Annotated in this window: 24 protein-coding genes; 11 read left to right on the forward strand and 13 right to left on the reverse strand. The window is 37.6% G+C overall.

Translation table 11 applies throughout. From position 1 onward, the window contains the following. Positions 1–259: 259 nt before the first annotated feature. From Q1K34_RS04970 to Q1K34_RS04985, 4 genes are read right to left on the reverse strand one after another with little or no spacing between them, the layout of a single operon-like run. The gene (locus tag Q1K34_RS04970; protein WP_300435321.1) at positions 260–982 is read right to left on the reverse strand and encodes a head GIN domain-containing protein; all 723 of its coding nucleotides are present in this window, start codon (positions 980–982) and stop codon (positions 260–262) included. Positions 983–1,004: 22 nt separating this feature from the next. Beyond that, complete coding sequence (locus Q1K34_RS04975) at positions 1,005–2,129, reverse strand: hypothetical protein (protein WP_300435324.1); 1,125 nt, start codon at positions 2,127–2,129, stop codon at positions 1,005–1,007. Further along, positions 2,110–2,673 (reverse strand): DUF4179 domain-containing protein, encoded by a 564-nt coding sequence (locus Q1K34_RS04980; protein ID WP_300435327.1) that lies wholly within the window; start codon positions 2,671–2,673, stop codon positions 2,110–2,112. Before Q1K34_RS04980 ends, Q1K34_RS04975 begins: the two co-directional genes overlap by 20 nt. After that, positions 2,663–3,223, reverse strand: coding sequence for an RNA polymerase sigma factor (locus Q1K34_RS04985; protein ID WP_300435330.1), 561 nt, complete (start codon positions 3,221–3,223; stop codon positions 2,663–2,665). The genes Q1K34_RS04980 and Q1K34_RS04985 overlap by 11 nt, the downstream gene beginning before the upstream one ends. A gap of 209 nt (positions 3,224–3,432) precedes the next feature. Here Q1K34_RS04985 and lon point away from each other — a divergent pair, with 209 nt between their 5' ends. The 3 genes from lon to rpsA all read left to right on the forward strand — a co-directional run bounded on the left by lon (position 3,433) and on the right by rpsA (position 8,729). Beyond that, positions 3,433–5,883, forward strand: a complete 2,451-nt coding sequence (gene lon / locus Q1K34_RS04990) for an endopeptidase La (RefSeq protein WP_300435333.1) — start codon at positions 3,433–3,435, stop codon at positions 5,881–5,883. An 87-nt stretch (positions 5,884–5,970) separates the two neighbouring features. Continuing rightward, positions 5,971–6,672: a (d)CMP kinase gene (gene cmk / locus Q1K34_RS04995; RefSeq protein WP_300435335.1), complete on the forward strand. Its 702-nt coding sequence runs from the start codon at positions 5,971–5,973 to the stop codon at positions 6,670–6,672. Between the two features lie 206 nt (positions 6,673–6,878). Then, the gene (gene rpsA / locus Q1K34_RS05000; RefSeq protein ID WP_300435338.1) at positions 6,879–8,729 is read left to right on the forward strand and encodes a 30S ribosomal protein S1; all 1,851 of its coding nucleotides are present in this window, start codon (positions 6,879–6,881) and stop codon (positions 8,727–8,729) included. Positions 8,730–9,067: 338 nt separating this feature from the next. Here the strand turns inward: rpsA and Q1K34_RS05005 are convergent, their stop codons facing one another. The 5 genes from Q1K34_RS05005 to Q1K34_RS05025 form a co-directional block, all read right to left on the reverse strand. Further along, the gene (locus Q1K34_RS05005) at positions 9,068–10,015 is read right to left on the reverse strand and encodes a cation diffusion facilitator family transporter (RefSeq protein ID WP_300435340.1); all 948 of its coding nucleotides are present in this window, start codon (positions 10,013–10,015) and stop codon (positions 9,068–9,070) included. Further along, the gene (locus Q1K34_RS05010) at positions 10,012–10,437 is read right to left on the reverse strand and encodes a transporter substrate-binding domain-containing protein (RefSeq protein WP_300435343.1); all 426 of its coding nucleotides are present in this window, start codon (positions 10,435–10,437) and stop codon (positions 10,012–10,014) included. Before Q1K34_RS05010 ends, Q1K34_RS05005 begins: the two co-directional genes overlap by 4 nt. Before the next feature lie 125 nt (positions 10,438–10,562). Beyond that, entirely contained in the window at positions 10,563–11,672 is a 1,110-nt protein-coding gene (locus tag Q1K34_RS05015) for a hypothetical protein (protein WP_300435345.1), read from the reverse strand. Continuing rightward, complete coding sequence (gene glf / locus Q1K34_RS05020) at positions 11,650–12,807, reverse strand: UDP-galactopyranose mutase (RefSeq protein ID WP_300435347.1); 1,158 nt, start codon at positions 12,805–12,807, stop codon at positions 11,650–11,652. The genes Q1K34_RS05015 and glf overlap by 23 nt, the downstream gene beginning before the upstream one ends. Continuing rightward, the gene (locus Q1K34_RS05025) at positions 12,804–13,940 is read right to left on the reverse strand and encodes a glycosyltransferase (protein ID WP_300435350.1); all 1,137 of its coding nucleotides are present in this window, start codon (positions 13,938–13,940) and stop codon (positions 12,804–12,806) included. The genes glf and Q1K34_RS05025 overlap by 4 nt, the downstream gene beginning before the upstream one ends. A gap of 444 nt (positions 13,941–14,384) precedes the next feature. On the opposite strand from Q1K34_RS05025, the gene Q1K34_RS05030 reads away from it, so the two are divergent. From Q1K34_RS05030 to Q1K34_RS05040, 3 genes are read left to right on the forward strand one after another with little or no spacing between them, the layout of a single operon-like run. Continuing rightward, positions 14,385–15,392: an SDR family oxidoreductase gene (locus Q1K34_RS05030; RefSeq protein ID WP_300435353.1), complete on the forward strand. Its 1,008-nt coding sequence runs from the start codon at positions 14,385–14,387 to the stop codon at positions 15,390–15,392. Positions 15,393–15,405: 13 nt separating this feature from the next. Further along, positions 15,406–15,870 (forward strand): hypothetical protein, encoded by a 465-nt coding sequence (locus tag Q1K34_RS05035; RefSeq protein WP_300435355.1) that lies wholly within the window; start codon positions 15,406–15,408, stop codon positions 15,868–15,870. Then, positions 15,860–16,459: a CDP-alcohol phosphatidyltransferase family protein gene (locus Q1K34_RS05040; RefSeq protein ID WP_300435357.1), complete on the forward strand. Its 600-nt coding sequence runs from the start codon at positions 15,860–15,862 to the stop codon at positions 16,457–16,459. The genes Q1K34_RS05035 and Q1K34_RS05040 overlap by 11 nt, the downstream gene beginning before the upstream one ends. Before the next feature lie 13 nt (positions 16,460–16,472). Here Q1K34_RS05040 and Q1K34_RS05045 read toward each other — a convergent pair whose 3' ends face one another. Next, entirely contained in the window at positions 16,473–17,732 is a 1,260-nt protein-coding gene (locus tag Q1K34_RS05045; protein ID WP_300435359.1) for a DUF389 domain-containing protein, read from the reverse strand. A 194-nt stretch (positions 17,733–17,926) separates the two neighbouring features. Here Q1K34_RS05045 and Q1K34_RS05050 point away from each other — a divergent pair, with 194 nt between their 5' ends. From Q1K34_RS05050 to Q1K34_RS05070, 5 genes are all read left to right on the forward strand, one after another. Next, positions 17,927–18,736: an SDR family oxidoreductase gene (locus Q1K34_RS05050; protein WP_300435361.1), complete on the forward strand. Its 810-nt coding sequence runs from the start codon at positions 17,927–17,929 to the stop codon at positions 18,734–18,736. A gap of 257 nt (positions 18,737–18,993) precedes the next feature. Then, positions 18,994–20,487 (forward strand): FAD-dependent oxidoreductase, encoded by a 1,494-nt coding sequence (locus Q1K34_RS05055; protein WP_300435364.1) that lies wholly within the window; start codon positions 18,994–18,996, stop codon positions 20,485–20,487. Between the two features lie 94 nt (positions 20,488–20,581). Then, positions 20,582–21,664 carry an AI-2E family transporter gene (locus Q1K34_RS05060; RefSeq protein WP_300435367.1) on the forward strand — a complete coding sequence of 361 codons (1,083 nt, stop codon included), beginning with the start codon at positions 20,582–20,584 and terminating at the stop codon, positions 21,662–21,664. A gap of 42 nt (positions 21,665–21,706) precedes the next feature. Then, on the forward strand, positions 21,707–22,672 hold the full coding sequence (locus tag Q1K34_RS05065; protein ID WP_300435369.1) for an SDR family NAD(P)-dependent oxidoreductase: 966 nt from the start codon (positions 21,707–21,709) through the stop codon (positions 22,670–22,672). Positions 22,673–22,806: 134 nt separating this feature from the next. Then, positions 22,807–23,211, forward strand: coding sequence for a BLUF domain-containing protein (locus Q1K34_RS05070; protein ID WP_300435372.1), 405 nt, complete (start codon positions 22,807–22,809; stop codon positions 23,209–23,211). Between the two features lie 48 nt (positions 23,212–23,259). Here Q1K34_RS05070 and Q1K34_RS05075 read toward each other — a convergent pair whose 3' ends face one another. From Q1K34_RS05075 to surE, 3 genes are all read right to left on the reverse strand, one after another. Next, the gene (locus Q1K34_RS05075; protein WP_300435375.1) at positions 23,260–24,168 is read right to left on the reverse strand and encodes a halocarboxylic acid dehydrogenase DehI family protein; all 909 of its coding nucleotides are present in this window, start codon (positions 24,166–24,168) and stop codon (positions 23,260–23,262) included. A 398-nt stretch (positions 24,169–24,566) separates the two neighbouring features. Then, the gene (locus tag Q1K34_RS05080) at positions 24,567–25,742 is read right to left on the reverse strand and encodes a zinc-dependent alcohol dehydrogenase (RefSeq protein WP_300435378.1); all 1,176 of its coding nucleotides are present in this window, start codon (positions 25,740–25,742) and stop codon (positions 24,567–24,569) included. Positions 25,743–26,036: 294 nt separating this feature from the next. Then, positions 26,037–26,762, reverse strand: coding sequence for a 5'/3'-nucleotidase SurE (gene surE, locus Q1K34_RS05085; protein ID WP_300435380.1), 726 nt, complete (start codon positions 26,760–26,762; stop codon positions 26,037–26,039). Between the last annotated feature and the right edge of the window lie 12 nt (positions 26,763–26,774).

Genomic DNA, 26,774 nt, shown 5'->3' on the forward strand with positions numbered 1-26,774 from the left:
GATTCTGTTTTCTCTATTTCAACAGAGGTTTCGACTGCGCTCAACCTGACGTTATTATTTTTTAGTCTTACAAATTTCCCGACGGCTCTGTCTCGGGGTTTCCGCTTCACCTCTCCCAAGGGGAGAGGTCGGAACTTCTTTTCGCAGTTCCGGGTGAGGGAAATAAAAAATTTCGGTTTTTGGCAGGGAGGGCAAAATGAAACCTGGGAAATATCCCAATGGCTTGCCTTTGCAATAGTCGGTTTCAAGAAATTTTTTCTTAATGCGAAGATACACTTCCGGAACCATTGGTTTTAAAATCCTGTTGAGCAGGATTTCCTTTATAAATAATGTCGCCAGATCCTGAAACAGATGCTTTTAAAGATCTGCTGGCATTCACCATAATATCTCCTGAACCTGAGACCCTGGCTTCTACATTTTCTGCCTGTAGATCATAGGCTTCAAAATCACCACTACCGGTGACAGTACAATCAAAATTCTGACTTTTCCCTTTAAGCTTCACATCACCAGATCCGGTTACCATACCTTTAAGATCTTTAACTTCAAGATCAAGTACCAGATCTCCAGATCCTGTGACCTGCACTTTCATCTTAGAAGCTTTGAGCTTGTCTTTTGTCCAGATATCTCCTGAACCGGTTACAGAAACTTCCTCTATACTTTCAACAGGGACGGTAATTAAGATATCATCTTTAGGGTGAATGTTAAAACCTTCCTTCGTGGAGATTTTAAGTTTCCCATTCTTTACTTCCGTGGTGATATACTCCTGAAGGTTGCTTTCCGCCTGGACCTTTATATTTCCCTCATTACCTGAAACCAGTTCTACATTCATGGAACCTACCAGTTGTACGCCATCATAGGATCCTACATTTCTGGACTTTGTGACCATATTGCCGTTACCCCTTACTTTTTGGCCTCCCCATTGGCCGCAGGCAGTGGTGATAAATAGGAGAGAAGCTGCTAGAAATAAAAATGATTTTTTCATGATTTAGTTTTTTGAAAGATGATTATTGTTTATTAAAATTCACACTACCATAACTGGTAGTAATATTTATTTGTGTATCGCTATTTTGAGAACCGTAAAATCCGGAAACTGAACTACTGCTATTTTGTTGATCCCTCTTTTGAACCTGTAATTCCTCAAGTCCGCTTATACCTCCATAAGAAGTTTTCACTTCAAACTCGAAGCTCATTTCTCTGTCAAAACCAAGTTTAACCCCGGCGTAGTCGGTATTGATCTCTACTTTTCTGGCTCCTTTAATGATTTTTTCTATTGAAAGTGATCCGTAGTCTAAGTTAACATCTAAAGCTGTAAAAACTCGATTTATTTTGGTTGTAAGATAATCTCCGTTGCCTTCCAGAACTTTTACTTTATCGACCTCCACACTGCCGTAATCACAGTTAAAGGTCATTTTTGAAACTTTTCCGACCTTAGAATTGCTGTAATCGGCACTTATAATTAACAGCCCGGCTTCCTCCACCTCATAATCGGAATAATCTGCATTGATTTCAGCATTGGTCACGTACCCAATTCTACTTTTTCTGGTATAATCAAAATTGAGATAATTTGACTTTCCTCGTAATTCACCAAGATCCATTTTTCCGTAGTCACAGGAAATTTTAGTGTTTCCAGTTGTTTTATCTATATAGATGCCGCCGTAATCATTACTTATATCCAGATGATTTCCTTCAGGTGCCCTGATGATGTAGTTCACCTCCATATTCACATTATCAAATCCACCTACCAGGCTTTTCCACCAGGATTTATTTTCTCTCGAAAACTGAGTCTCGGCACTTACGCCGCTGGCAGATTGATCAAAATCTATATTGATCTCCTCCAGTTTCTCCTGAACTTTTTCTTCATCATTTCCGTTGGTTTTGATGATCACCTCAATCACAACGCGGTTTTCATTCCAGGTAGTAATATCTACGTTGCCGTAAGAATTATCTATATTAAGGTTTGAATTCGCGCTTACATTGAATTCCTTTTTTATCTTCTTCTCTTTGGTATGTTTTCCTTTAAATTCTTTTTTTTCAAGCACACAGGTTTCCGGGCCCTTTATAGCATCAAAATAGGGTAATCCTGGTGCAAGCACTGCGAAGATTAAGATACTAGATAATATTGTTTTCATGATTTTGGTTCTTTAATGTTTTAATACTCTCTATTTGGGACAATACATTATTTAATAAGTCAATTCGTTGTTGGAAATTCTGGATCATTGCCTGGACCACCCGCTTATCCTTTCCGCTGTTTAGTAGATCTTCACGCAGTGATTCATATCTTTTTTCCAGTTTTTCCATTTGCAAGAGAGCATCATTGATTATAGCCTCTGTTTCAGGGGTCTTTTCTTCATCCAGCGCATTTAGTTCCCTTGATATCAGGCTAGTGTAGAATTCCTGCGTTTGCTTCATTTCCGGAGAAATACTTGACAGATCTGAATTTTTAGCAATTCTGCCATCACCAATAAAGTCACCCAGTAAAAAGAACGCCAGCAAAAAACTCGCTGCCATCGCAAGCACAGGCGGCCATAAGCTGCGGGTTTTATTTTTGTCTTTTTTATCAGACTTACTAAGAGTATCAAGCTTTTTAAAAAAACGTTCTTTATGTCCTGTATGAGGCTCTTCCAGATCGAAATTCAATTCTTCAAAAAGCTTATCCAAGTCATTATTTTTCATAATCCTGTAATTTTTTTCTTAGGCTCTCTTTCGCTCTTGAAATCATCGTTCTGCAATTGGCGTAAGAAATATCCATTATTTCACAAATTTCTTCATAGTCGTATCCTTCAATAAGATGCAGGGTTAAACCAAGTCTATAATTATCTTTCAGTGAACTGATCTTTTTCAGGATTAAACGAACTTTAGCATTGTTTTTATCATCTTCATGCAAAGCAACTTCGCCATCATCTGCTTCATTTTTTAACTCGTCATTATAGCTTACCTCGCCAAGCTTTGCAATTTTCTTATAGGCAGTAAGACTTTCGTTTACTACAATTCGCTTTAGCCAGGCGCCGAAAGTGGAATTTTCTTTAAAGCTTTCAATTTTGGTGAAAGCATTTAAAAAAGCTTCCTGCATAATGTCTTCCGCTTCAGCAGAATGACCGGTAATACGATACGCCGTATTATACATCGCTTTATAATATCGATCATAAATTTTCATTTGAGCACGTTTGTCGCCATGACGACAACGCTCTACCAGGTCTTTAATATGTGTGATGGTTGGTGTCAATTAAAACTTGGTTCTGTAATAAAGATGGACTTATTTTTCATTTGTTACACTTTCTGAATAAATCTTTGCAATCAGCGTGGCATAAGAATTGAATAATTGAAATAGAAAATCTGAAATATAATTGAAAGTCTTATCTATCAGGGCTTTTAAACAACTTTCACAAAATTAAGTAATATTGGTTTTGGTGACAGTTTGACTTAAATATAATTATGACGAAAACAAAGTTTAGTAATATTGACAGTTTGTCATTGCAGGGAATCGATGAGGATGCTGAATTGATTCCTTTAATGACGCCGGAAGATGAAGAGGAAATAAATAGAGAAAATCTCCCCGAAACCCTACCTATATTACCACTTCGGAATACGGTATTATTCCCGGGTGTTGTGATCCCTATTACTGCAGGACGCGATGCTTCTATAAAGTTAATCAATGAAGCCAACAATGGTAGTAAGATCATTGGGGTGGTTTCGCAGAAAGATGAAGAAGTAGAGAACCCAACCTCCAAAGATATCAATAAAGTTGGGGTGGTGGCCAGGATTCTTAGGGTGTTAAAGATGCCCGACGGAAATACCACGGTTATCATTCAGGGTAAAAAGCGATTTCAAATTACCGAGGTTGTTACCGAACAACCTTATATGAACGCAACAATTACCGAAGTTCCGGATAATAGACCAGAAAAAGATAATGCAGAGTTTTCTGCAATTATCGAATCTATTAAAGACCTTGCTTTACAGATCATTAAGAGTAGTCCCAATATTCCTTCTGAAGCTTCTTTTGCGATTAAGAATATTGAGAGTAACTCATTTCTGATCAATTTTGTTTCTTCCAATATGACACTAACGGTGGAGGAGAAGCAGAAGCTATTGGAAATGAACGATCTTAAAGAACGCGCGCTTGCCACCTTAAAACATATGAATACCGAGAACCAGAAACTGGAGCTCAAGAACGATATTCAGAGTAAGGTGCAGAGTGATATGAGTCAGCAGCAACGTGAATATTTCCTTCATCAGCAAATGAAGACCATCCAGGAAGAACTTGGAGGTGTTTCACATGAGGGGGAAATCGTGGAAATGCGGGAACGTGCCAAGGATAAAAAATGGGATGAAGATGTTCAGAATCATTTTGAGAAAGAGCTTTCCAAAATGCAACGTATGAATCCTCAGGTTGCTGAATATTCCATCCAAAGAAACTATTTAGATCTATTTCTAGATCTTCCCTGGAATGAATTCAGTAAGGATAAATTCGACCTGAAGAGAGCTAAAAAAATATTAGACCGCGACCATTATGGTTTGGACGATGTAAAGAGAAGGATTATCGAATATCTCGCTGTTTTGAAGTTGAGAAACGATATGAAATCACCAATCCTTTGTCTATATGGACCTCCCGGAGTTGGTAAAACATCCCTGGGAAGATCTGTAGCCGAAGCTCTAGGGCGGGAATATGTTAGAATCTCTTTGGGAGGTCTTCGTGATGAAGCAGAGATACGCGGACACAGGAAAACTTATATTGGTGCCATGCCGGGTAGGATTATTCAGAGTCTTAAAAAAGCAGGTACCAGTAATCCGGTTTTTGTACTGGATGAAATTGATAAATTAAGTATGGGTAATGCTGGAGATCCATCTTCAGCATTATTAGAAGTACTTGACCCCGAGCAAAATTCTGAATTTCATGATAATTTTCTGGAAATGGGATTTGACCTTTCCAAAGTGATGTTTATCGCTACCTGTAACTCATTGAGCACGATCCAACCTGCTTTAAGGGATAGAATGGAAATTATCAATGTTACCGGTTATACTATCGAAGAAAAAGTTCAGATTGCCAAAAGGCATTTATTGCCAAAGCAGTTGCAGGAACACGGACTAAATTCAGACCATCTTAAAATAGGCAAGAAACAACTAGAGAAAATAGTTGAAGGATATACGCGGGAATCAGGGGTTCGGGCACTGGAAAAACAAATCGCGAAAGTGGTAAGATATGCCGCTAAAAATATTGCGATGGAAGAGGAGTATAAAGTTAAAGTAACCGATGAGGATATCATTGAGATTCTTGGTAGCCCGAAGATGGAAAGGGATAAATATGAGAATAATGATGTTGCCGGAGTTGTTACCGGTCTTGCCTGGACACAGGTAGGAGGGGATATTCTGTTCATTGAATCTATACTTTCTAAAGGAAAAGGAAATCTTAGCATTACCGGTAATCTTGGTAAAGTAATGAAAGAGTCGGCTACCATTGCAATGGAATATATAAAAGCAAACGCCGAAAGATTAGGAATAACACCTTCTATTTTTGATCAGTACAACGTGCACATTCACGTTCCGGAAGGCGCTACTCCTAAAGATGGGCCCAGTGCCGGTATCACCATGCTTACCTCTTTAGTTTCGTTATTTACTCAGAAGAAAGTGAAGAAAAGCATTGCCATGACCGGGGAAATTACCTTGAGAGGAAAGGTATTGCCGGTTGGTGGTATTAAGGAAAAGATATTAGCGGCGAAAAGAGCAAGGATTAAAGAGATCATTCTTTGTGAAGACAATAAACGTGATATAGATGAGATTAAGGAAGAGTATGTTAAAGGCCTCACCTTTCATTATGTGAAGGAAATGAGCGATGTGATTGAGATTGCCATTACTAATCAAAATGTTAGGAACGCTAAAAAGCTGTAAAGAAAGAGCCCCGGAAAGGGGCTTTTTTTATGGATACAAGCAATAGAACTTATAAAAAATTACCTTTGCACTAAGAAAAAGGATTTGATGGATAAAAAAATTACGATAGCTATAGATGGTTTTTCTTCCACTGGAAAAAGTACGGTGGCAAAACGGTTGGCAAAGGAGCTGGGATATGTATATGTAGATACAGGAGCGATGTACAGAGCCGTAACTTTATATATGATGCGCAAGGTTTTTGTTTCTGAAGGAAATTTTGATCAGGAAGCCATTGTTCGGCATTTACCATTTGTCAGTTTGAATTTTGTTTTCAATGATGATTTGGGATATGGAGAAATTTACCTGAACAATGAAAATGTGGAAAAAGAGATACGATATTTAGAAGTTTCTCAACAGGTTAGTAGAGTTTCAGCCATTTCCGAAGTAAGAAAAATGCTGGTAGAAGAACAGCAGCAAATGGGAAAAGAAAAAGGAGTGGTCATGGACGGTCGGGATATTGGAACCGTTGTTTTTCCTAATGCTGAATTGAAAATTTTTATGACTGCTTCCACAGAACAAAGAGCCCAAAGAAGGTATGATGAGCTTAAGGGAAGGGGAGATGACATCAGCTATGAAGATGTGCTTCAAAATGTGAAAGATCGCGATTTTATGGATTCTACAAGAGAAGATTCTCCTTTGATTATGGCTGATGATGCCGTGGAATTTAATAATTCCAGAATGGGGTTAGATGAGCAATTTGAAAAAATACTGAAGATCGCAAAAGAAAAGATTGCTGCAGCGAATTCATAGTATTCTATTTAATGAGAAATTACTCCGCAATTAATTGAATAATTAGTTGTGGATTTTTGTTTAGTTATGTATTTTTGCACTCCTTTTTGGCAAATGATCGGAAATCCAAAAAGGCTTGATAATCAAAATTATAAACAACTTCTGAAGTTTTTAATTTGCCGCAATGATTTCCGAAGAAACTCAGAATACAAATTTAATAGTCAGTAATGGCTGAAGAAAACACAAACAAAGAAACTCAGGAAATTGAAGTACAGGATGTTGCCGGAATGGAAACAGCCTCTCAACCTGAAGCAGAAAAGCAACAGGAAAATCCTGAAAAATTCCTTAAAGAATTTAACTGGCACAATTACGAAGAAGGAATCGATCCTATCGACGATGAGAAGCTGGAAGAATTTGAAAAGCTGGTTGAAGAAAATTTCGTAGACACTTTAGATGATGAAGTTGTAACAGGAAAAGTAATCAATATTACAGATCGTGATGCAATTATAGATATCAATGCAAAAAGTGAAGGTGTAATTTCACTTAACGAATTTCGTTATAATCCAGACCTTAAAGAAGGAGATGAAGTTGAGGTATTAATCGACGTTCGCGAAGATTCTACCGGCCAATTAATTCTTTCTCACCGTAAGGCGAGAGTGATCAAGGCTTGGGAAAGAGTAAACAAAGCGCATGACGAAAGTCTTGTGGTAAATGGATTCATCAAATGTCGTACTAAAGGTGGTATGATCGTAGATGTATTTGGAATCGAAGCATTCTTACCTGGTTCACAAATTGATGTGAAGCCAATTAGAGACTACGATGCTTACGTTGGTAAGAACATGGAATTTAAAGTGGTTAAAATTAACCATGAATTCAAAAACGTTGTAGTTTCTCACAAAGCGCTTATCGAAGCAGATATCGAAGAGCAGAAGAAAGAGATCATCGGTCAGCTTGAAAAAGGTCAGGTACTTGAGGGTACGGTTAAGAACATTACTTCTTACGGTGTATTCGTTGATCTTGGAGGTGTTGACGGACTTGTACATATTACAGATCTAAGCTGGTCTAGAATCAACCATCCAAATGAGATCGTTGAGCTTGATCAGAAACTTAACGTGGTAATTCTTGACTTTGATGAGTCTAAGTCCAGAATTCAGTTAGGTCTTAAGCAATTAAGCCAGCACCCATGGGATGCTCTTAGCGAGGATCTTAAAGTTGGTGACAATGTAAAAGGTAAAGTGGTTGTAATTGCAGATTACGGTGCATTTATCGAGGTTGCTGAAGGTGTTGAAGGTCTTATCCACGTTTCTGAAATGTCATGGAGCACGCACTTGCGTTCAGCTCAGGATTTCGTAAATGTTGGTGATGAGGTAGAAGCGCAGATTCTTACTTTAGATAGAGATGATAGAAAAATGTCTCTTGGTATCAAGCAATTAAGCCAGGATCCATGGACAGATATCACTTCTAAATATCCTGTAGGTTCAAGACATAAAGGTATTGTTCGTAACTTCACTAACTTCGGAGTATTCGTGGAGTTAGAAGAAGGAATTGACGGACTTATCTATATCTCTGATCTTTCATGGACTAAGAAAATCAAGCACCCATCAGAATTTACAAATGTAGGTGATGAGCTTGAAGTAGTGGTTCTTGAATTGGATGTTGAAGGTAGAAAACTTTCTCTTGGACATAAACAAATCGAGGATAATCCCTGGGATAAATATGAAAAAGACTTTGGAGTTGGAACCAAGCATACTGCTGCGATCACTGAGATTGTAGATAAAGGTGCTACTATCGACTTCAATGAAGATATTACTGCATTTGTTCCGCAGAGACATCTTGAGAAAGAAGACGGAAGTAAACTTAAGCAGGGTGAAGAGGCAGAATTCCAAATTATTGAATTCAATAAAGAATTCAAGAGAGTGGTAGCTTCTCACATGGTTATTCACAAAGAAGAAGAGCAAAAAATTGTTAAGCAGGCTGCTAAAAAATCAGCTTCGCAAGGCAAGGATAACGCCACTACAATTGGTGATGTTAATGCTGATCTTCAGGCGTTGAAAGACAAAATGGAAGGTAAGAAGTAATCTTTCCTGATATTTATAATAAAAACCTCCTTGGGCAACTAAGGAGGTTTTTTTTGGCTAAGTCAGAACTAATCTTGTTACAAAAGAAATTGTATTCGGTTTCAGTGATACCTGATAAAACTATTAAAGATTGAACCTGAACCTAAAAATTTCAAAAGTTCAAAGCATTTTACTACTATCTATTCCCTGCTATTTTACAAAGTTGAATATTCGCTGAAAAATATATTTCATACTTACTAGGTTTATCGAGTAGTAAATTTCAAATCGAACTTCTTATACCTAAAAGAAAAGCGGCCTAATTTTTTTAAACGGTCATGAATAATTTATAAAACTATAAGCTACCAATTAGGTAATTCTTTTACCGGAGCAATGGTAACATCATTTATTTTCCAGTGGTACTCCATTAATTCCTGATATGATTTTTCCAGCTGTTCTACATCTACCTGGCCTTTTGGAATAACGGCAATCTCACCTATAAGTACCTGACCGTTTTCCCTGAACCGGATCCTACAATCTTCCACCCATTCCCAGGAAGAAACTAGCTGATGAATATCATCGATTAGAGGATCTTTTTGTTGTTCTTTAAGGCTAACCGGGTAGCGATCCATTAAATCTTTTATTGCGGTAGAGATATGTTTAAATCCATCTTTGGTTACCGAAAATGATATAAATAATGCAGCAGCAGCATCTGCCCACCACAATCCAGCGCCCACTCCTAATATACCCAGAATGGCGGCAAAAGCAGTCATATAATCTGCCTTTTGGGCTTCGGCATCTATATACAGAACTTTGTTATGTAATTTCGTTGCTTTCGGAAGTTTTTTAATTCCTATTATCATAGCTGGAATAGAACTATATAGAAGTGCTAAAATCATGATCCATCCCATCCATATCTGATGTCCAAATAAAATTTTATTGTTAATGGTTGGATGTTCAGCTTTAAAAAGTGACATGGAAGAATCGAAAACTAAAAATAATCCCATTCCAAGCAAGGCTGTTGCTCCAATTAAAAAGGCTATTGTAAACACACGGTGATAACCATAACGAAATTTTTCATTAGGTGATTTGGTGTTAATTTTAGTCGCTATTAAAAACACGATAGACGGGACAATAGAAAGTAAATCCTCTAACCAGGCAGTTTTCATGGCCTGCGAAGTGCCCATTGTTAGGTACATTGCTAAAACCACGCTAATAAGGTAAAAAAGTGTTAACCATTCCAATTTTATGGCAGAATGTAACTCTTTTCTTAATTCCGCTGGAAGTTCAAAAGACTTTATCCCTTTCATTTTTTCGTGTTTTGGTAAATGTAGGTTTCCAGCTGCTGCAATAATTTATTTTCTCCCTTCGGAATAAGAAATAAATGTTTAGAGTCGTAAGTGGCAGAAGTCCCGGCATGTTTCTTCCAGATCGTCTTTTTATCAAAGCCTCCCGCAACTATATGGAGTCGATAGTTTTTAAGCTTATCGACCAATACACTTTCTGAACCTTCTATAAATGAGATATTTATTTTATTTGACCTGGCAAATTCTTTTAAAAATTCAATTTCGGTGCCACTGGCTTCTCCATTATCAAAATAGGTGTATGGTAGGTTGTTTACAACACCTACTTTTAGCGAGTCCCGGGTCGCTTTTTCCAGGGATTCTTCAGGATCCTTCGGAAAATTACAACCGGCCAGAACTAAGAAGAAAAAAATTATCACCGGTTTCATGAAATTAAATTAGAAAAATCGGGATCATCTGCTATCAGGATTAAGTATAAATTAAGATTATAAGCTGTCTCTTGTCAAAAACAAGCAAGGAATCATACTGAATGAATTTTGCGGGTTATTCAGCATTAGAATCTTTCTTTTTTGAAGAAATTTATCACAGGATCATAGGGAATGCGGTTCTTGTTTTTATCCAGATCCCAGATTCCACATTTAGAATAGAAGTTCAAATTATCCCAATCTGGCCTGTCTATAACGGGATAAATACATATTCCCCTCAAATCCACTTGTAGAGAAAGAGCCTGTGCACACTGCTGTGTTACTTCTTCCAGCCATTGAGCCCTATGCCTCCCGAAGTGTCCTGTTTCTGTAAGAACGATTGGTTTCTGGTAGCGTTGATAGGCTTCCTTTAATAATTTAGACAAGGGAATTCTAATATTTTCTGAAGTAGGCCACGGCAATTTTTCTCCATCATGTATCCACTGATTATCATAATAGTAATTCAGGCCCATATAGTCACAGAGATGAACAGAACCTCCTAATTCCGGACATTCAATTCCAATAATTATATCCATCACCTGAAACTGGTTGGAATTCATTTGTATAATGTCTTCTTCTGTAGTCTCTGCAGCAGGATGAATTCTAATCAAGGGTTCAACTATAAAAATATAGGTCTCGGGTATGGTTTGTTTCAAGATGGAAATCCCCTCAATAGCCGCTTTACATAAATGATATTTTATATCAAAACCCGAATTGACGGCAAAGGGAACCGTACCTCGAACATCACCAGAATGCCAGGAGAGAAAACTTATTTCATTTATGGGAACTACCCATAAAGGTTCATTGCAAATGCTTTTATAAAATAACCCAAAGGCCCTGCAAAGGGCATTAAAGCGTTCTGTGAATTTTGGATGCGTTGGTATTAGATCATTGGGATATCCAAAATGGCATAAATCCCAAATTATTTGAATTTTCAACTTTGAAGCTGCTGCTATCCTTGATCTTAAGGAGCTAAAATTAAACCTGTAAGGAGCTGTTTCTACCACACTCCAGCATATTCCTTCCCTTACCACCTTTATTCCAATAGATTGAAGTAAAACATAATCTTCTTCGCACCTGGATATATGTGCTGTTTCTTTAAGTAGGTTCACCCTGTTTCCTGAACGGTTTATATGATCAGCGCATTCAAAGCCTCCCCAGAAAAAACTATTAAATTCAGTTTGTGGGAAGTTTTTCATTTCGCTTATTTCGTTTTCGTTCCTTTCTTTTTATTTCTAATTCGTGGAAAAGATCCAGCGCATTTTTAAAAGCCTGATCCATATTGAAATACTTGTAATTAGCCAGCCTTCCCACAAAATAAATATTCTTTAGCTGCTCGGCATCTTTTCTGTAGCGCTCATAAATCTCCTGATTTCGCTGGTTTGGAACAGGATAAAAAGGTTCCCCGGAATCTACGGTATATTCTTTTACTATAACTGTATTAGGAGCTTTTTGATGGCCGAAATGTTTATATTCAATGATCCTTGTAAAATCTACCTCGGTCCCTGGATAGTTAACTACTGAATTTTCCTGAAAATATTCCTGATCTATTGTTTCTTTTACAAAATTGATGGACCTGTATTCCAGCTTTTCTTTTATGCTGTATTTAAAATCAAAATATCGGTCAATAGGGCCGGTATAGAAGAGTTTTGAACAATCGCCAATTTCATCCTGAATGTCAAAATAATCTGTATTTAGCCTTACCTCAATATTCGGGTGGGCCAGTATTTTTTCAAACATTTGAGTATATCCTCCCGAGGGCAGCGCCTGGTATTTATCTGAAAAATACCGATCATCCTTATTTGTTCTCACCGGGATTCTGTTTAAAACAGAGGCATGCAGTTCTTCAGGAAATTTATCCCATTGTTTTTTGGTATAATGCCGAAACATCTTTTCATATAATTCCGGGCCTACTTTTGCCAGTACAGCTTCCTTCCCGTTTTGCGGATTTTCAATGGGTAATCGGTGATCTTCCAGCCACTTTTTCATTTCGGCTTCAGAAGAAATAGATTGGTTAAATAGTAAATTAACGGTATCAATATTTACCGGTATCGGCACAAGTTTTTCATCTACCCGGGCCAGTACTTTATGTTCCCACTTGTACCATTCACTAAACCTGTTTACATACTCCCATACGCTTTCATCATTAGTATGAAAAAGATGAGCTCCATATTTTGACATTAAAATCCCATTTTCGTCCACATAATCATAACAGTAGCCAGCAATGTGCGGTCTTTTATCTATTACAAGTACTTTTTTTCCTAAGGAGGCATATCTTTCAGCAATTACAGCGCCGGAAATTCCCGCTCCTACTACAAGAATATCTGTTTTCATTTAACGGTTTCTTTTAAAATTTGAATCATACTATTCGCTGTGTTATCCCAGGAGGTTCTATCTAAAATTTTATTATAGTCCTGCTGGTATTCCTGGTTGTTAGTGTTCAATAGCTCTTTTATTGCTGCAGCAAATTCTTCGGCAGTAGAAATTATTGGGATACAATGGCTGTAATCTCTTTCAACATCTTTTATAGCTGTTGAAATAATTGGTTTTCCGGCGGCCATATATTCTAAAGTTTTAGTTGGACTTATATATTTTGTAGAATCATTTAAGGCAAAAGGCATCATGGCAATATTGAAAGCAGCTAAATATTGCGGCAGGCTTTCGTAAGATTTCATCCCTAAGTAAAAAATATTTGGTGCCCTGGCTAATTCACTATCGTCTATTTTGGCCAGCGGTCCTATCATCACAAAAGAAACCCCAGGTAAGAGCAAAGCGGTATTCTGCAGCAAATCCATATCTATCCTTTCATCTATTACACCGCAATAGCCAACGATGAGAGATGGGATGTGTTTGAGATCTTCGGGTAGTGATAAGTGGTATCTGGCTTTTTCAAAATGTTCACGTTCTACAGAACTTGGAAAACAAAAAGTATTGGGATGTCTTTGGCTTTTAGATTCGTATAAGGATTTTCCACCGGTAAAAACAATATCGGCTTCAGAGATTAGAAATTTTTCCTGTTCAATAAGTTCAGCTGGGGCTCCTTTGAACAGTGAAAGCTCATCCATACAATCATATATAATGAAATTGACATCTATATAAGCTAGGAGGGAACTGAAGGATGGAGAATAGAACCAGGCATATTCAACCTGGGTAGATTGGAGAAATGCTAAAAGAACAGATGGAATAGCTTCCATGTCTTTTACTCTAGGTTTAAAAACATGGAGATTTTTATGAATAATATTTAGTTCATATCCATCTTCAATTTCATCAGCAATGGGTTCTTCAATAAAAAGGATTTTATAATGCCTGGATATCCTGCTTATTAGATGTTGCGGACGTTGATAAACAAAATTCCATCTAAGGTGTGAGAACACCATTAAATCGTATTCATTTTCAGCAGAAGCTAATGTCTTATTTCTTTTACTGTCACTTACAGATTTGCTTAATTGAAAATTATTTTTTCCCATAGAGCGGTAGTTAAGAATGATTAAATATCATTCCATCAGATTAATAAATATGGGGATTAGGAATTGGAAAAGTATTGTTTAAAGTAGCAGATAATACTGCTGTTATGAATTTATTGGGTATGATTTATAGCAAAATTAACGATGTATAAGTATTACTAATATTTTGGGGGTAAGCTCTGATTTTGGATTTTTTCAAAATGAAAATGTTCATCTAAGAATCAAAAATTAAGAAAGCTTTAGTCTCTTCTTAGTACAATTTAGTACGTCCCTATTCTAATTTTAATAACAGTAAAATTCCCCGATATAAATTTATTAAGCTGGAGCCGGTAGATCGCGCCATTGCAATTTAACTTGAAGGTTTTCTAAATTTTGAGATAGAAATTGTTGACCTCCAACCTGGATTACTGAATAAATGAAACATGATATAAGTAGAAGAAGATGAAAATGAAACACTTTATATTGGGAGGTGCTGTAGTAGGGGGGTTATTAACCGCCAGAAAGCAAAACAAACAAAAACGATTTCTTGAGCTCCATAATCGGGTGGTTTTGATAACCGGGGGAACCAGGGGATTAGGTTTGGTCATGGCCCGGCAGTTATCTAAAGCAGGAGCGAAATTGGTGATTTGTGGTCGAGATCAAGGTGATCTAGATGGGGCTTCAAAAGAATTAGGCAAATTGACATCAGATTTTCTAGGCATCAAATGTGATGTGACCCAGAATCCTGAGGTTAAGGAGATGGTGGAACAAATTCGTCAGCACTGGGGCGAGGTGGAAGTTCTTATTAATAATGCCGGGATCATTCAGGTTGGGCCTATGGAGAACATGCAGGAAAAAGATTATCAGCAGGCTATAGATGTACATTTCTGGGGAGCCTATAATCTTATTCAGGAAGTTTTACCTGGAATGAAAACTGCCGGGGCGGGACGTATAGTAAATATTGCTTCCATAAACGCGAAAGTTAGTTTTCCTCACCTGCTGCCCTATACAGTAGGTAAATATGCATTGGCAGGATTTTCTGAAGGGATTACTGCAGAACTGGCTAACTGCGGCATTAGGGTCACTTCTGTTTATCCGGGCTTAATGCGTACAGGAAGTCCCAGGAATATAGATGTAAAAGCACAACATTCAAAAGAATATGCCTGGTTCAAAATTTCAGACTCCCTGCCCGGCCTTTCCATGAATGCAGAAAAGGCTGCTTCTAAGATCATAGAGGCAATGCAATATGGCAATAAGATGTTAAGATTAGGCTGGCCCACCAAACTAGCTACAGCTATTGAAGGCATAGCACCGGGACTGAATATAAGTTTTTTCAAACTCGCTAATAAGTTTTTACCAGATCCAATAGACTCAGATTACTCAGAGCGAAAAGGCTATGAAAGTGAGTCTGGTATCACAAAGTCGGTACTTACCAGGGAAACAGAAGAAGCTGAAGAAAAAAACAACCAGGTTTAAAAAAATCAGGGTTATGCTAAGAATAATTCTATCCAGTATAATTGGTACGAGTTTAATGACTATTTATAGTTATTGGGAAGCAGAAAGACAGCGCGAGCAGTTTGAAGAACCTATGATGCTCAATAAACTCATACATCGAGCGACATCCAAAACCTTCATGCTAAAACCTTCTATTCTTCCAGGATGGATTCTGCATTATAGCATAGGAGGGCTTTTTAATATAGTATATGACCAATTCTGGAAATATTCCTCGCTTCAACCAGGAGTACCTGGTGGTTTTTTGTTGGGGGTGCCCAGTGGTCTGCTTGGTATGGCAGCCTGGGCAAGTGTTCTTCATCTTCATCCTGATCCTCCTAAAACTCATTTAGCCAATCATCTAAAACAGCTTTTTACAGCACATCTTATTTTTGGGATAACCTCTGCATTAACCTATCGCCTGGTACATAATATAAATCGACCAGGGACTTATGAAGTATAATTGGATAAAAAATATCGACTTTGATCTGCCGGATCTGCTATCTATTTTCAGGATTATTTTAGCCGTAATACTGGTAATATTAGCTTTTTTCCATTTAAGAACTTTTTTCTCCTGGCTTCTATTAGTGGGTTTGATAACAGATTGGCTGGATGGTTTTTTGGCAAGAAAAAATAAGCAGACCTCCAAACACGGTGCCCAATTAGATTCCATGGGTGATGCAAGTATATTTTTAGGTGCGGTAATTGGAATATTTTTATTTTTTGAAACTGATTTTTTTCTAAATTATAAATGGCTTTTGGTAGGTGCCATGGCTTTGTACTTTTTTCAGTTAGGCTATGCCTATTGGAAGTTTGGTAAATCAAGTAGTTTTCATACCTATTCTGCTAAAGTCGCTGCTTTTGTCCAGGGAGCTTTTCTGGTTTGTACAAGTTTTTTTAGTCCCTGGGAATGGCTTTTCTTTATCACCCTTTCTATGTCTATCCTGGAAACCCTCGAGGAAATAAGTTTATTATTTATATTTAAAAAACCTGTTACTAATGTAAAGGGTATTTATTGGGTTTTGAAAAATGGTAAAGAAAATTATAGCTAGCTAACATTTAATCTTATTCTTTTAAGATTTTTATTTCATAGACCTCGAAAAATTCATCATCGTATTTTTTGATATTATCCTTTAGATAGGTAATAATCCTCGCTTCAAGAATATTATCATCCATTGAAGTGTCTTTCTTAATCACTGTTGCTGAAAATCTGACTACAGGCAGGTTATTTATTTTTTCACCGGTAAAATTCACCGTTTCCTCAATAAGATGAAAATCACTTAGTTGGGATAATTGCTGCTGAACGTCTTCAGTAAGTTCAGTATTCATACTTGCTTTTCTTAAAAAAGGCGGATTTGAAAACTGCCAGATACCCAATCCTACGAAAATTATTACTGCTGCAATGTTAGAGAAGATAGAGATGTTTTTATTTCCACCATAAAATCGTACTCCTTTTGTATCTACTTTCCCATAATACCTAAAAACCAGGGTAGCAGAAAGGTGAATGCCTACGAGTTGAAGGAGAATCCTGAAAATACTGCTCCAGATCACATCACTATTCCCCAGATAAATTCCGCAGCCCAGTAAGCCTACAGGGGGAGCCAATGAGGCAGCGACTAAGATTCCAACGGCAGCACCAGAAACCAGGCTGTCTCTTTCGCTCTGGCATATATTTATCCCCCCGGCGAAACCTGAGATTAAAGGAAGTAAAATAGCAACTTTAGAAACATGGCTTATTTCTATCATTAACGGAGTCATGATCTTTAATGAAAATATCACCGAAAGCAGGAAGCTACTGATTATTCCCGCGGCAATGGCCAGGAAATAGCGCTTCACACTGTTCTTTAAAAGATTCATATTTCCCGAAGCTGTCGCCAGGGCCGAATTCATTGCAGGACCTGCAAGCGGAGCCACCAACATCGCAGCAACAAGCAAGTAAATGGTGGTAGTATAAAGACCAATCCATACAATAATCCCGGCGGCAATGGAATAGCCAATTAATCCGAAGAGCGATCCCACACTTTGTATTCCTGCCAGATATATTTCCAGGGCACTTTTGGGTTTTACATCGGCTACCTGGTCGGGTGTTTCTGAAGCAGGCGGATAAAACGGAATTACTCCACGTGGATTCAGGGAAATTTCGATATCCTCAATATGGTCAATTCTTTCAATGAATTCATTCACTTTATCATTTGGAAAATGGGTGATGAAATTATCTTTTTTATTGGAATGGAATTGAATGGTCACCTTCCCCTTGCAATCTTCTATAGCTTCGGTTATTTCAGATTTATGGCCTTCTGGTATTTTTAAAATTAGCTGCCGCATACGATTTGAATAAATTCAGAATTAAAGAGAATTCTAACATTTCCTGAAGATAATTAGAGCATTTATCCAAAAGCGTTAAATGAACGATAAATAGTTTTAAAAGCACTATAAAATAACTGGCATTTAGGCAATTAGGTGGTAGCTTTAAGTTGAAAAAAATTATTTAACCAAATAATTAGCAAAAAAATTGAAGTATGAAATCGAATGAAAGAACCGTTCTAATTACTGGCATGACGAGTGGAATTGGAAGAGCGCTGGCACATGAATTTGCCAAAAATGCATATGCAGTAATTGGGGTGGCCAGAAATGAAGAAAAATTAAAAGAAGTTAGTTCTGAACTCCAGAACACCTATGGCGTGGATGTTTTTACCATTAGTAAAGATCTTTCCCGGGATACTGCGGAAGAAGTCTATCAGGAAGTGAAAGGTATGAATAAAAAAGTGGATATCCTGGTGAACGACGCAGGGATCGGACAACGAGGGAATTTCAGCGAAGTGGCTTACGAAAAATATGAAGATTTAATAAACCTAAATATAAAAAGCCTTACCAAACTAACACATCTTTTCCTGGGAGATATGATCCAAAGGGATGAGGGGAAGATACTACAACTTGGCTCGATCGCAGGATTTCAGCCGGGACCATTGTTAGCAGTATACCATGCTTCCAAAGCCTATGTAGTTTCTTTATCTGAAGCGCTGGCAACCGAATTGGAAGATATGGGAAGTAACGTAACAGTAACCTGTCTATGTCCCGGTCCCACAGACACTGCGTTCTTTTCCAGGGCAGATATGGAAGAAACTAATGTGGTTGCTAATAAAGACAAACTTATGGCGCCTCCTGAAGAGGTTGCTGAAGGAGCTTATAAGGCGCTTATGGATGGTGAAAGGATCTATATTCCTGGAGCTGCCAATAAGGTAATGACTTTTATACGAAGGGCTATTCCTAAAAGTCTTCAATCCAAAATGCAGAAGAAATTCTATGAAACCAATGAAGAAAAGGCATAATAGTTATTAAATAAATCGCAGTAATATCCAATTTTGAACATACATACCTGAATTTTTTTATTCTCCTGAAATTTTCAGAAAAAATTATTGTTCGAAAAGTTTCCCAAACTGAAAATTGACGTCATTCCGCTCCGATAGTTATCGGAATTGTTTGAGAATATTATTTCAATGTAAAACAAGGTCTCATTAAGACTGAAATAAATTAAGGGTGACGAAAGGATTTATGACAGGATATACATAAAACTAATATCACAAGCATGAAACAGCAATCAATATGGAAAAGTTTTAGCTCATCAAAATTATTTCCTTCCCTGGAAGAGGATCTTAAAGTAGACGTTGCCATTATTGGTGGCGGTATTACCGGCATTAGTGCGGCTGAAATGCTTCACAAGAATGGCCTGAGTGTCACCGTTTTAGAGGCCAGAAGAATAGGGAAGGGGAGTACAGGGCAAAGCACCGGAAATTTGTATGCAATTACAGATCAGTTATTACATAATCTGGAGTCTAAGTATGATAAAGATAAGTTGAAGAAAATTGTTGAATCGAGACAGGCGGCAATGGATAAGATCAAATCTAATGTAATGGAATACGATCTGGATTGCGATTATGGGTTCCAGCAGATGTTTTTATTTCAGAATGGTGGTTCTTCAAAAATCGATGCGGAGCGAAACACTTGGGGAAATCTGGAAATGAAATTCGGTGAAATTTCAGAAATAAATTTTCCTTTTAAATTTTCAGCGGGAATAAGGCTTGCCGAACAGGCACAGCTAAACCCGCTTTTATACGTTCAGCAATTAGCGCAGAATATTAATATAGATGCCAGCTTTATTTTTGAAAATTCCCCGGTTCAAAAAATTGAGGAGCAAAATGATGAGGTCGTTCTATATTGTAATGGAAAAAAAGTGATCGCTAAGTATGTTGTTCATGCAACGCACACACCAAAAGGCCTGAACATCCAGTACGATACAACACTTGGGCCCTACCGGGAATATGGAATAGCTGCCAAACTCGAAAATGAGGATTATCCCCAAGGCATCTTCTGGGGATATTTTTCTGATAGTAAATTTTCTATAAGATCGTATAAAAGAGGAAATACAAAATATTTACTCTGTGTGGGTCAGCCGCATAAGGTAGGACAGGCGAAAAGTAATCAGGATCATGTGGAAGGTTTAATAGAATTCCTTCGGAAAAACTTTGAAATTAAAGAAGTAACGCATGTTTGGGGCGGCCAGAATTATAAACCTGCAGACCTTCTTCCTTATATAGGCCGCCAAAGTAGTGGTTCCAACCAGTTTGTAGCCACTGGTTTTTCTACCGATGGGCTGGTGTATGGGACGCTGGCTGCCATGATTATTAGCAATGAAATAAGCGGAGAAAAAGACGATTATTATGAAATTTTTAAAGCCAGCAGGCATCAACCGCTTAAATCGGCTAAGAAATTTATACAGGAAAATCTAAATGTTGGGAAACAGTTTTTGAAAGATCTTCCTTTCCTGCTGAAGAAAGAGGGAAAAGAATTATTGCCTGATGAGGGTATGGTAACTAAAAAGGACGGGCAAAGAATTGCTGTTTACAGGAATAGGGATGGGGAATATAAAGTACATTCTGCAGTTTGCCCACACTTTGGTTGTGTGGTTCACTGGAATAATGTGGAAAAAAGCTGGGACTGCCCCTGCCATGGAAGCCGATTTGATGTTTGTGGAAAAGTGATTGAAGGTCCTTCTTTGGAAGGGTTAGAAGAAGTAAACTAGCTTTTAACTCCAATTTAGTCACTAGATGCGTAAACAATATTAAACCTAAACAAGAGAGGAAAGTTAAACTTTAAAGTATTAAAACGTTTTGAATATGAAAAGGATACAACAATTAACTTTCTATTTTACCGCTTTTGTTTTAGCTACATACTTTTTATTCTTGGGCCTGGTAGAGGCAAAAGCGTTTCTAGCACCTTTTTTTACTGCCATTATTTTAAGCCTGCTTATGTTGCCGCTTGCCCGAAAGATGGAAAGGAAGATAAGCCGATCCCTGGCAGCCTTTCTAAGTAGTTTTTTACTCTTTCTGCTTTCCGTTGTATTTATAGGTTTAGTCTCCATACAAATGAAACAGTTCGTCGAAGACTGGCCTCAGATAAAAGAAAAAATGCAGCCAAAAATTGAGAAATTAAAGAATTTTGCTGTTGAAAAAACTCCTTTAAAGGAGGATCAACTTAAAACCAGTAAATTACTGAAGAAGTCCTCTTCTACTGGTTCTAAGAAATCTTCGATCAAAGCTTCTAAAGCCAGCGAAAACCCACTGTCAAAGATATTCGGCTTACTTGGAAATTATCTTTTAACCTTCATCTATATTTTTTTCATGCTTACTTACAGGCGAAGATTAAAAATTTTCCTTCTTAAAATCTTTCCACCTCATAAGGAAAAAAGGGTTAATATCACCATAAATAAGTCGGCTCAAGTGGCGCCTAATTACCTAATTGGTAAGCTTATATTAATGGGTGTTCTGGCAATTCTATATTCAGTGGGATTAGGAATTTCAGGCGTGAACAATTATATCTTAATAAGTCTTTTAGCTGCTTTATTATCCATCATACCCTACATTGGTAATATCATAGGTTTTGCCATTGCAGTCGCTTTTGGCTTTCTATCTTCCGGTAATGCAGGTACACTAATAGGAATAACCCTGACTTTTGCTATAGCACAATTTGTAGAGAGTTATGTTATGGAACCATATGTTATAGGAGATAAGGTAGATGTGCATCCATTTATTGTAATTCTCGTTGTGGTGATAGGTAACCTGGTATGGGGGGTCATAGGAATGATACTGGCCATTCCATTAATGGGAATATTGACCGTAATTTTATTACATATAAAAGAGCTCCATCCTTTAGGAGAATTTTTTAGTAAGGAAAAACTAGATACTGAGAAGAATAGCTGAGAACTGAATTTTTACACATGTAATATTAAAAATGAACGAAAGATGGCAGATTTAAAAGATTTAGTAGTTGTTCTAACCGGAGCAACAAGTGGAATAGGAAGAGCAACGGCCTTCAAATTTGCGCAGAATAATGCAAAAATGCTACTCGCTGCCAGAAGCGAAAAGGATTTGGAAGAACTGTCGAAAGAACTAGGTTTACCAGAGGAAAGACTAAGAACAATACCCGCAGATGTTTCCAATCTGGATCAGGTGGAATCATTGGCTAAAGCAGCAGTCAATCATTTTGGGCGTATAGATGTGTGGATCAATAATGCTGCAGTAACTGCTTTTGGACAATTTGAAGATATCCCCATACATGATATGAAGAGAATTCTGGAAGTGAATTTATGGGGCTGTATATATGGAGCAAGAGTAGCTGTTAGACAGTTCAGAAAGCAGGGACAGGGAACCCTTATTAATATAGCTTCGGTTGCCGGAGTAGTAGGTCAGCCGTTTTCGGTGCCATACAGCATCAGTAAATTTGGCATACGAGGTCTTAGCATCTCCCTGGAACAGGAATTAAAAGCCGAAAAAGATATTCATGTTTGTACCGTGATACCTTCTACCATAGATACTCCAATTTATGCTCATGCTGCGAATTATACAGGAAAAAGGATAATTCCGCCGGTTAAAGTTTCCCCAGCGGAAAAGGTAGCAGAGGTGCTTCTTGATTTAAGCCAAAATCCAGAGAAGAAGACTTATGTTGGAAAATCTACCAACTTAATGAGATTAGGAAAATCTTTATTTCCGAACCTGTTTGATAAATATGTTTATTATACCACGCGAAAAAAGGAAATTGGAGATGAACAGGTAGAAGATAATACAGGAAACTTATATGAACCTTCTAAAGAAAAACCAAGGATAGATGGCGGTTGGGCAGCCGGTAAAAAGAACCGGTCGCTACTGCCCTTAACAATTGGAATAGGCTTAATAATGGGAGTTGCCATGATTTATACGGCAAAAAAATAATTGCAATAAAAATAATTTCCTTTGAAATAGCTTTCCTCTTTTAAGGAAAAAACTGAAATAAAAAATTTTTGAATTGAACATGTAATCGTATTAAAATAAAAATATTTTCTATCGTATCAATAAAAAATCATCATATGAAACATGCAATCTGCTATGTTAGTAATGCTAATAAAGACTTAAGTCAGCAACAAATAAAAAGCTTATTAGACTTCTGCCAGGAAAGCAATGAACAATTAAGTATTAAAGGAATATTACTTTATTCTGAAGGTAATTTTTTTCAAATTCTGGAGGGGGAAAAAGAAGTTGTCTTACCGGTATTTCATAAAATACAAAAAGACTCTCGTCACTTTGGACTCATACAAATAATGGGACAGGATATTGCAGAAGGTGCATTTGATGGTTACAAAGCAGATATCTTAGAAGACTCTAAACATTCATTTCAGGTTCCTAAGAAGTATATAGATGTCTTACATGGGATGTCTCCTGAAGCGAAGAGGCCAATGGAAAGAATGCTTGAGAATTTTATAGCTACTCGATAGATCCTTATGGTTTTGCATTATTTAAACTTAAACAAAAAATATTTTCGTCTAGCGGTTAGTTGTAGCACTGAAGCGAGAGTAGGAGGTGGCTTCTTTCCCGTAGAGCATTGCTTCTATCAACGCCATATCCAGTAGCATTTCAGGAATGAATTTCTGCTTAAAAGCAAATAAAATCAACCTGATTTCTTCGTTTTTATCTTTATCTGATATTAGATGCTTTTGCTTAATTGGCAGAGGCAAATTTTTTAATGCCAGATTAGTCTGCTCCACTAATTTTTGCTTTCGTTTTTCGTAGGCAGCGGAACCAACTAAGGGTTTAATTGGGTTCCAGGTTTTTTCCAGAAAATCCGGCCAATCAGCAACCCCCCGATAATAGGAAGGAATTAATGGAAAATTATGAACTTCCTTGATAGAGTCAAAAATTTGGTTGACCCGCACAGATGCTTTTTCCGGATCCACCATTTGCACCTTCGCCATTCCCTCTAAGATACCAACAGAAATTTTAGAAAAATCATTGTCTTTATTATTCTTCAAGCCAATTTGCTGCTTTTTTCCATAGCTAAGCTCGTAAAATAAGCTGGTGACTAATAATAGTTTTGGAAGAACATAATAAATGGTATCATTAAAATCTTTCAATTTTTTTGTCTCCCTCAGCTTATCCAAATCTAATCCTGACACATCTGGAATCTCCTCTGGAATAGCCGTTTTTCTTATAGCATCAGCTTGTTCTTCAAATGCTTCCGCGCGAAAATAAGGGCTTAATTCCTGCCACACAGGCTCCAGATAATCTGGATAATTAGCTAAAGTCCTAAAAATTTGATTTACCAGCGGAACACGTAGACTTTGCTGAATATCCTCGTAAATAGGGCGAAGCCGTTCACTAATCGCATCGGGCGTTAAATCTGGTTTACGGGCAGCTAGTTGCATGCCTTGTTCGATTTCTTTATTTGGATTCATATACTTTTTAATTGAAATTATAATTTATCAATCCGTAGAAAGACTCACTTATTGCGATACTTTTCATATACTAATTTCCTGGTCAAATAATTTTACAGCCTTAATATCTTAGGGTGTACGAGTGGGCAGGTTTATAAACCAGGCACTTGTAAGGAGTAAGCACCATATTCACATTCTTTCTAAATTATGATTTTTTTACAAGAGTTTATTTTTAGTAAGTTAGAATAAAGAGGCTGTCTAAAAATTCATGAAAAACGTCATCCTGTCCCCATAGCTATTGGGATATTTCAGGATCTTACCTAATTGAAATTCAAAATCAACTAGAAGCTGAATCAATCCCGAAAGCTTTCGGGACAGCCTGACGAGATATGGACTTTCTAGACAGCCTCCTTATAATTTTAAGGATGCATAATCACTTTGATACAATTATCCTCTTTCTTTTTAAAGATATCGTAAGCATGAGGTGCATCCTCTAATTTAAGCCTGTGTGTGATCACAAAGGAAGGATCTATTTCTCCTTTTTCAATTTTTTCAATCAGAGTGGGAAGATAGCGTTGGACATGGGTTTGTCCCATATTGAATTTCAGGGCTTTATTCATAGCAGCCCCAAAAGGTAATTCATTTACCATTCCCAAATAAACTCCTGGAATTGATACTGTTCCTGCTTTTTTACAACTCATAAAGATCTGCTGAAGTACATAAGGCCGGGACATGGGTAGTTGTAAGACCTCTTTTGTTTTATCAACTACTTTTCCGAACATGGTATCTCCATGTGCTTCTGCTCCCACTGCATCAATACAGGAATCGGGACCTTTACCATTGGTCATTTCCATGAGTTTCTCATAGACATCATCGCGATCTGTAGTGCTAATGATTTCAGCATTGCCCTGATTTTTAGCCATTTCCAGCCTTTCCGGCACATTATCTATGGCAATTACCCGTCCTGCACCCATCATCCAGGCACTTTTTATACAAAATTGACCCACAGGTCCGCATCCCCAGATCGCAACCGTATCGCCATCCCTAATATTGGCATTTTCTGCCGCCATATATCCGGTTGGAAATATATCTGAAAGAAATAAAGCCTGTTCATCGCTAAGGGCATCTGGAACTTTGGCCGGCCCCACATCTGCGTACGGCACCCTTACATATTCTGCCTGCCCACCGGGAAACCCACCGAGGATATGGGAATATCCAAAAACTCCTGAAATAGTATGCCCAAGATTTTTCTTAGCCAGATCTGGATTGGGGTTTGAATTATCACAAAGCGAATATAGATCATCATTACAATAGCTACAGTGTCCGCAAGCAATTGTAAAAGGGACCACCACGCGATCTCCTTTTTCGAATTTCTTTACGTCCTTTCCCAATTCCACTACTTCCCCCATAAATTCATGGCCCAGGATATCCCCTGATTCCATATTGGGCACCATTCCATCTACCAGATGCAGATCTGAACCGCAGATTGCCGTTGAACTTACTTTTAGAATTATGTCTCCGGGATCCTGAATTTTTGGATCCGGGACATTATCTATTCTTACATCGTTTCTTCCATGCCACACTAATGCCTTCATAATTTTTTGATTTTATTGGTTAATAAATAACATATCCATCTATAAATATGTGTAACAGTAAGTTAGAGAAATGAAAATCTACTCACCGTTAAGTATATCATAAGTTGTGTTACAGGAGATATAAAAATGAGAGCATAATTGGAGCTGAAGAAGTATGCATTCAGAATATGGATGGGGAGAAGGTAGGAACTGGCTGTAAAGGCCAAAAACCTCACTAAGATAGCTTGGTTCTTCTATTTCTGGAAGAACTAATAGTGAAGATTAGTTTTAGTAATCCACGGATTTAAAAACCCATCAGGATTTCATTTTTGACAAATATTCTTTATCTGTGAGATCGAGGATTAATGGGGTGATACTTGTCTTTTCGTGTTTTATGGCCCATCTATCTGAATCCTCATCTTCAGCTTCTATAGGTACCACAGTGAACCAATAATGCTGCCTTCCCATAGGATCTTTGTTAGCTACCATTTTCCCATCATAATGTCTTACCGAAAGACTGGTCCAGGTTATTTCTCCATTAGGGTTTCTGGGGAAATTAATATTTAACAGCTCCTGTTCATCTTTATCTACAACTTCTTTAAATGCATCTCCTACGTAAGGTGAAAGAGCATCAAAATCGGTTTCTGTCTCTCCTACAGATACGCTAAAAGCAATACCTCTTATTCCAAATAAAACTGCCTGCCTGGCTGCAGATAAAGTACCGGAATGCCAGGCAGAATTTCCGAGATTTGAACCAATATTCACTCCTGAAACAACAAGATCGATATTTTCAAAGAGGTAAGTGCCCAATGCTACACAGTCAGCTGGTGTTCCATTCACGCGGTAAGCCTCCATTCCTTCAAATTGGATGGGAGATGTTTTGTAAGAAATTGGTCTTCCAGAGGTGATGGCCTGTCCCATAGAAGATTGTTCCACATCTGGCGCCATAACAATTACATCGCCAAATTTGGAAGCAACTTTAGCCAGACAGGCAAGCCCCGGACTATAAATTCCATCATCGTTTGTCACCAGAATTTTCATTTGAATTAATTT

Origin of the sequence: Christiangramia sp., assembly GCF_029937855.1 — a bacterium.
Lineage (GTDB): Bacteria > Bacteroidota > Bacteroidia > Flavobacteriales > Flavobacteriaceae > Christiangramia.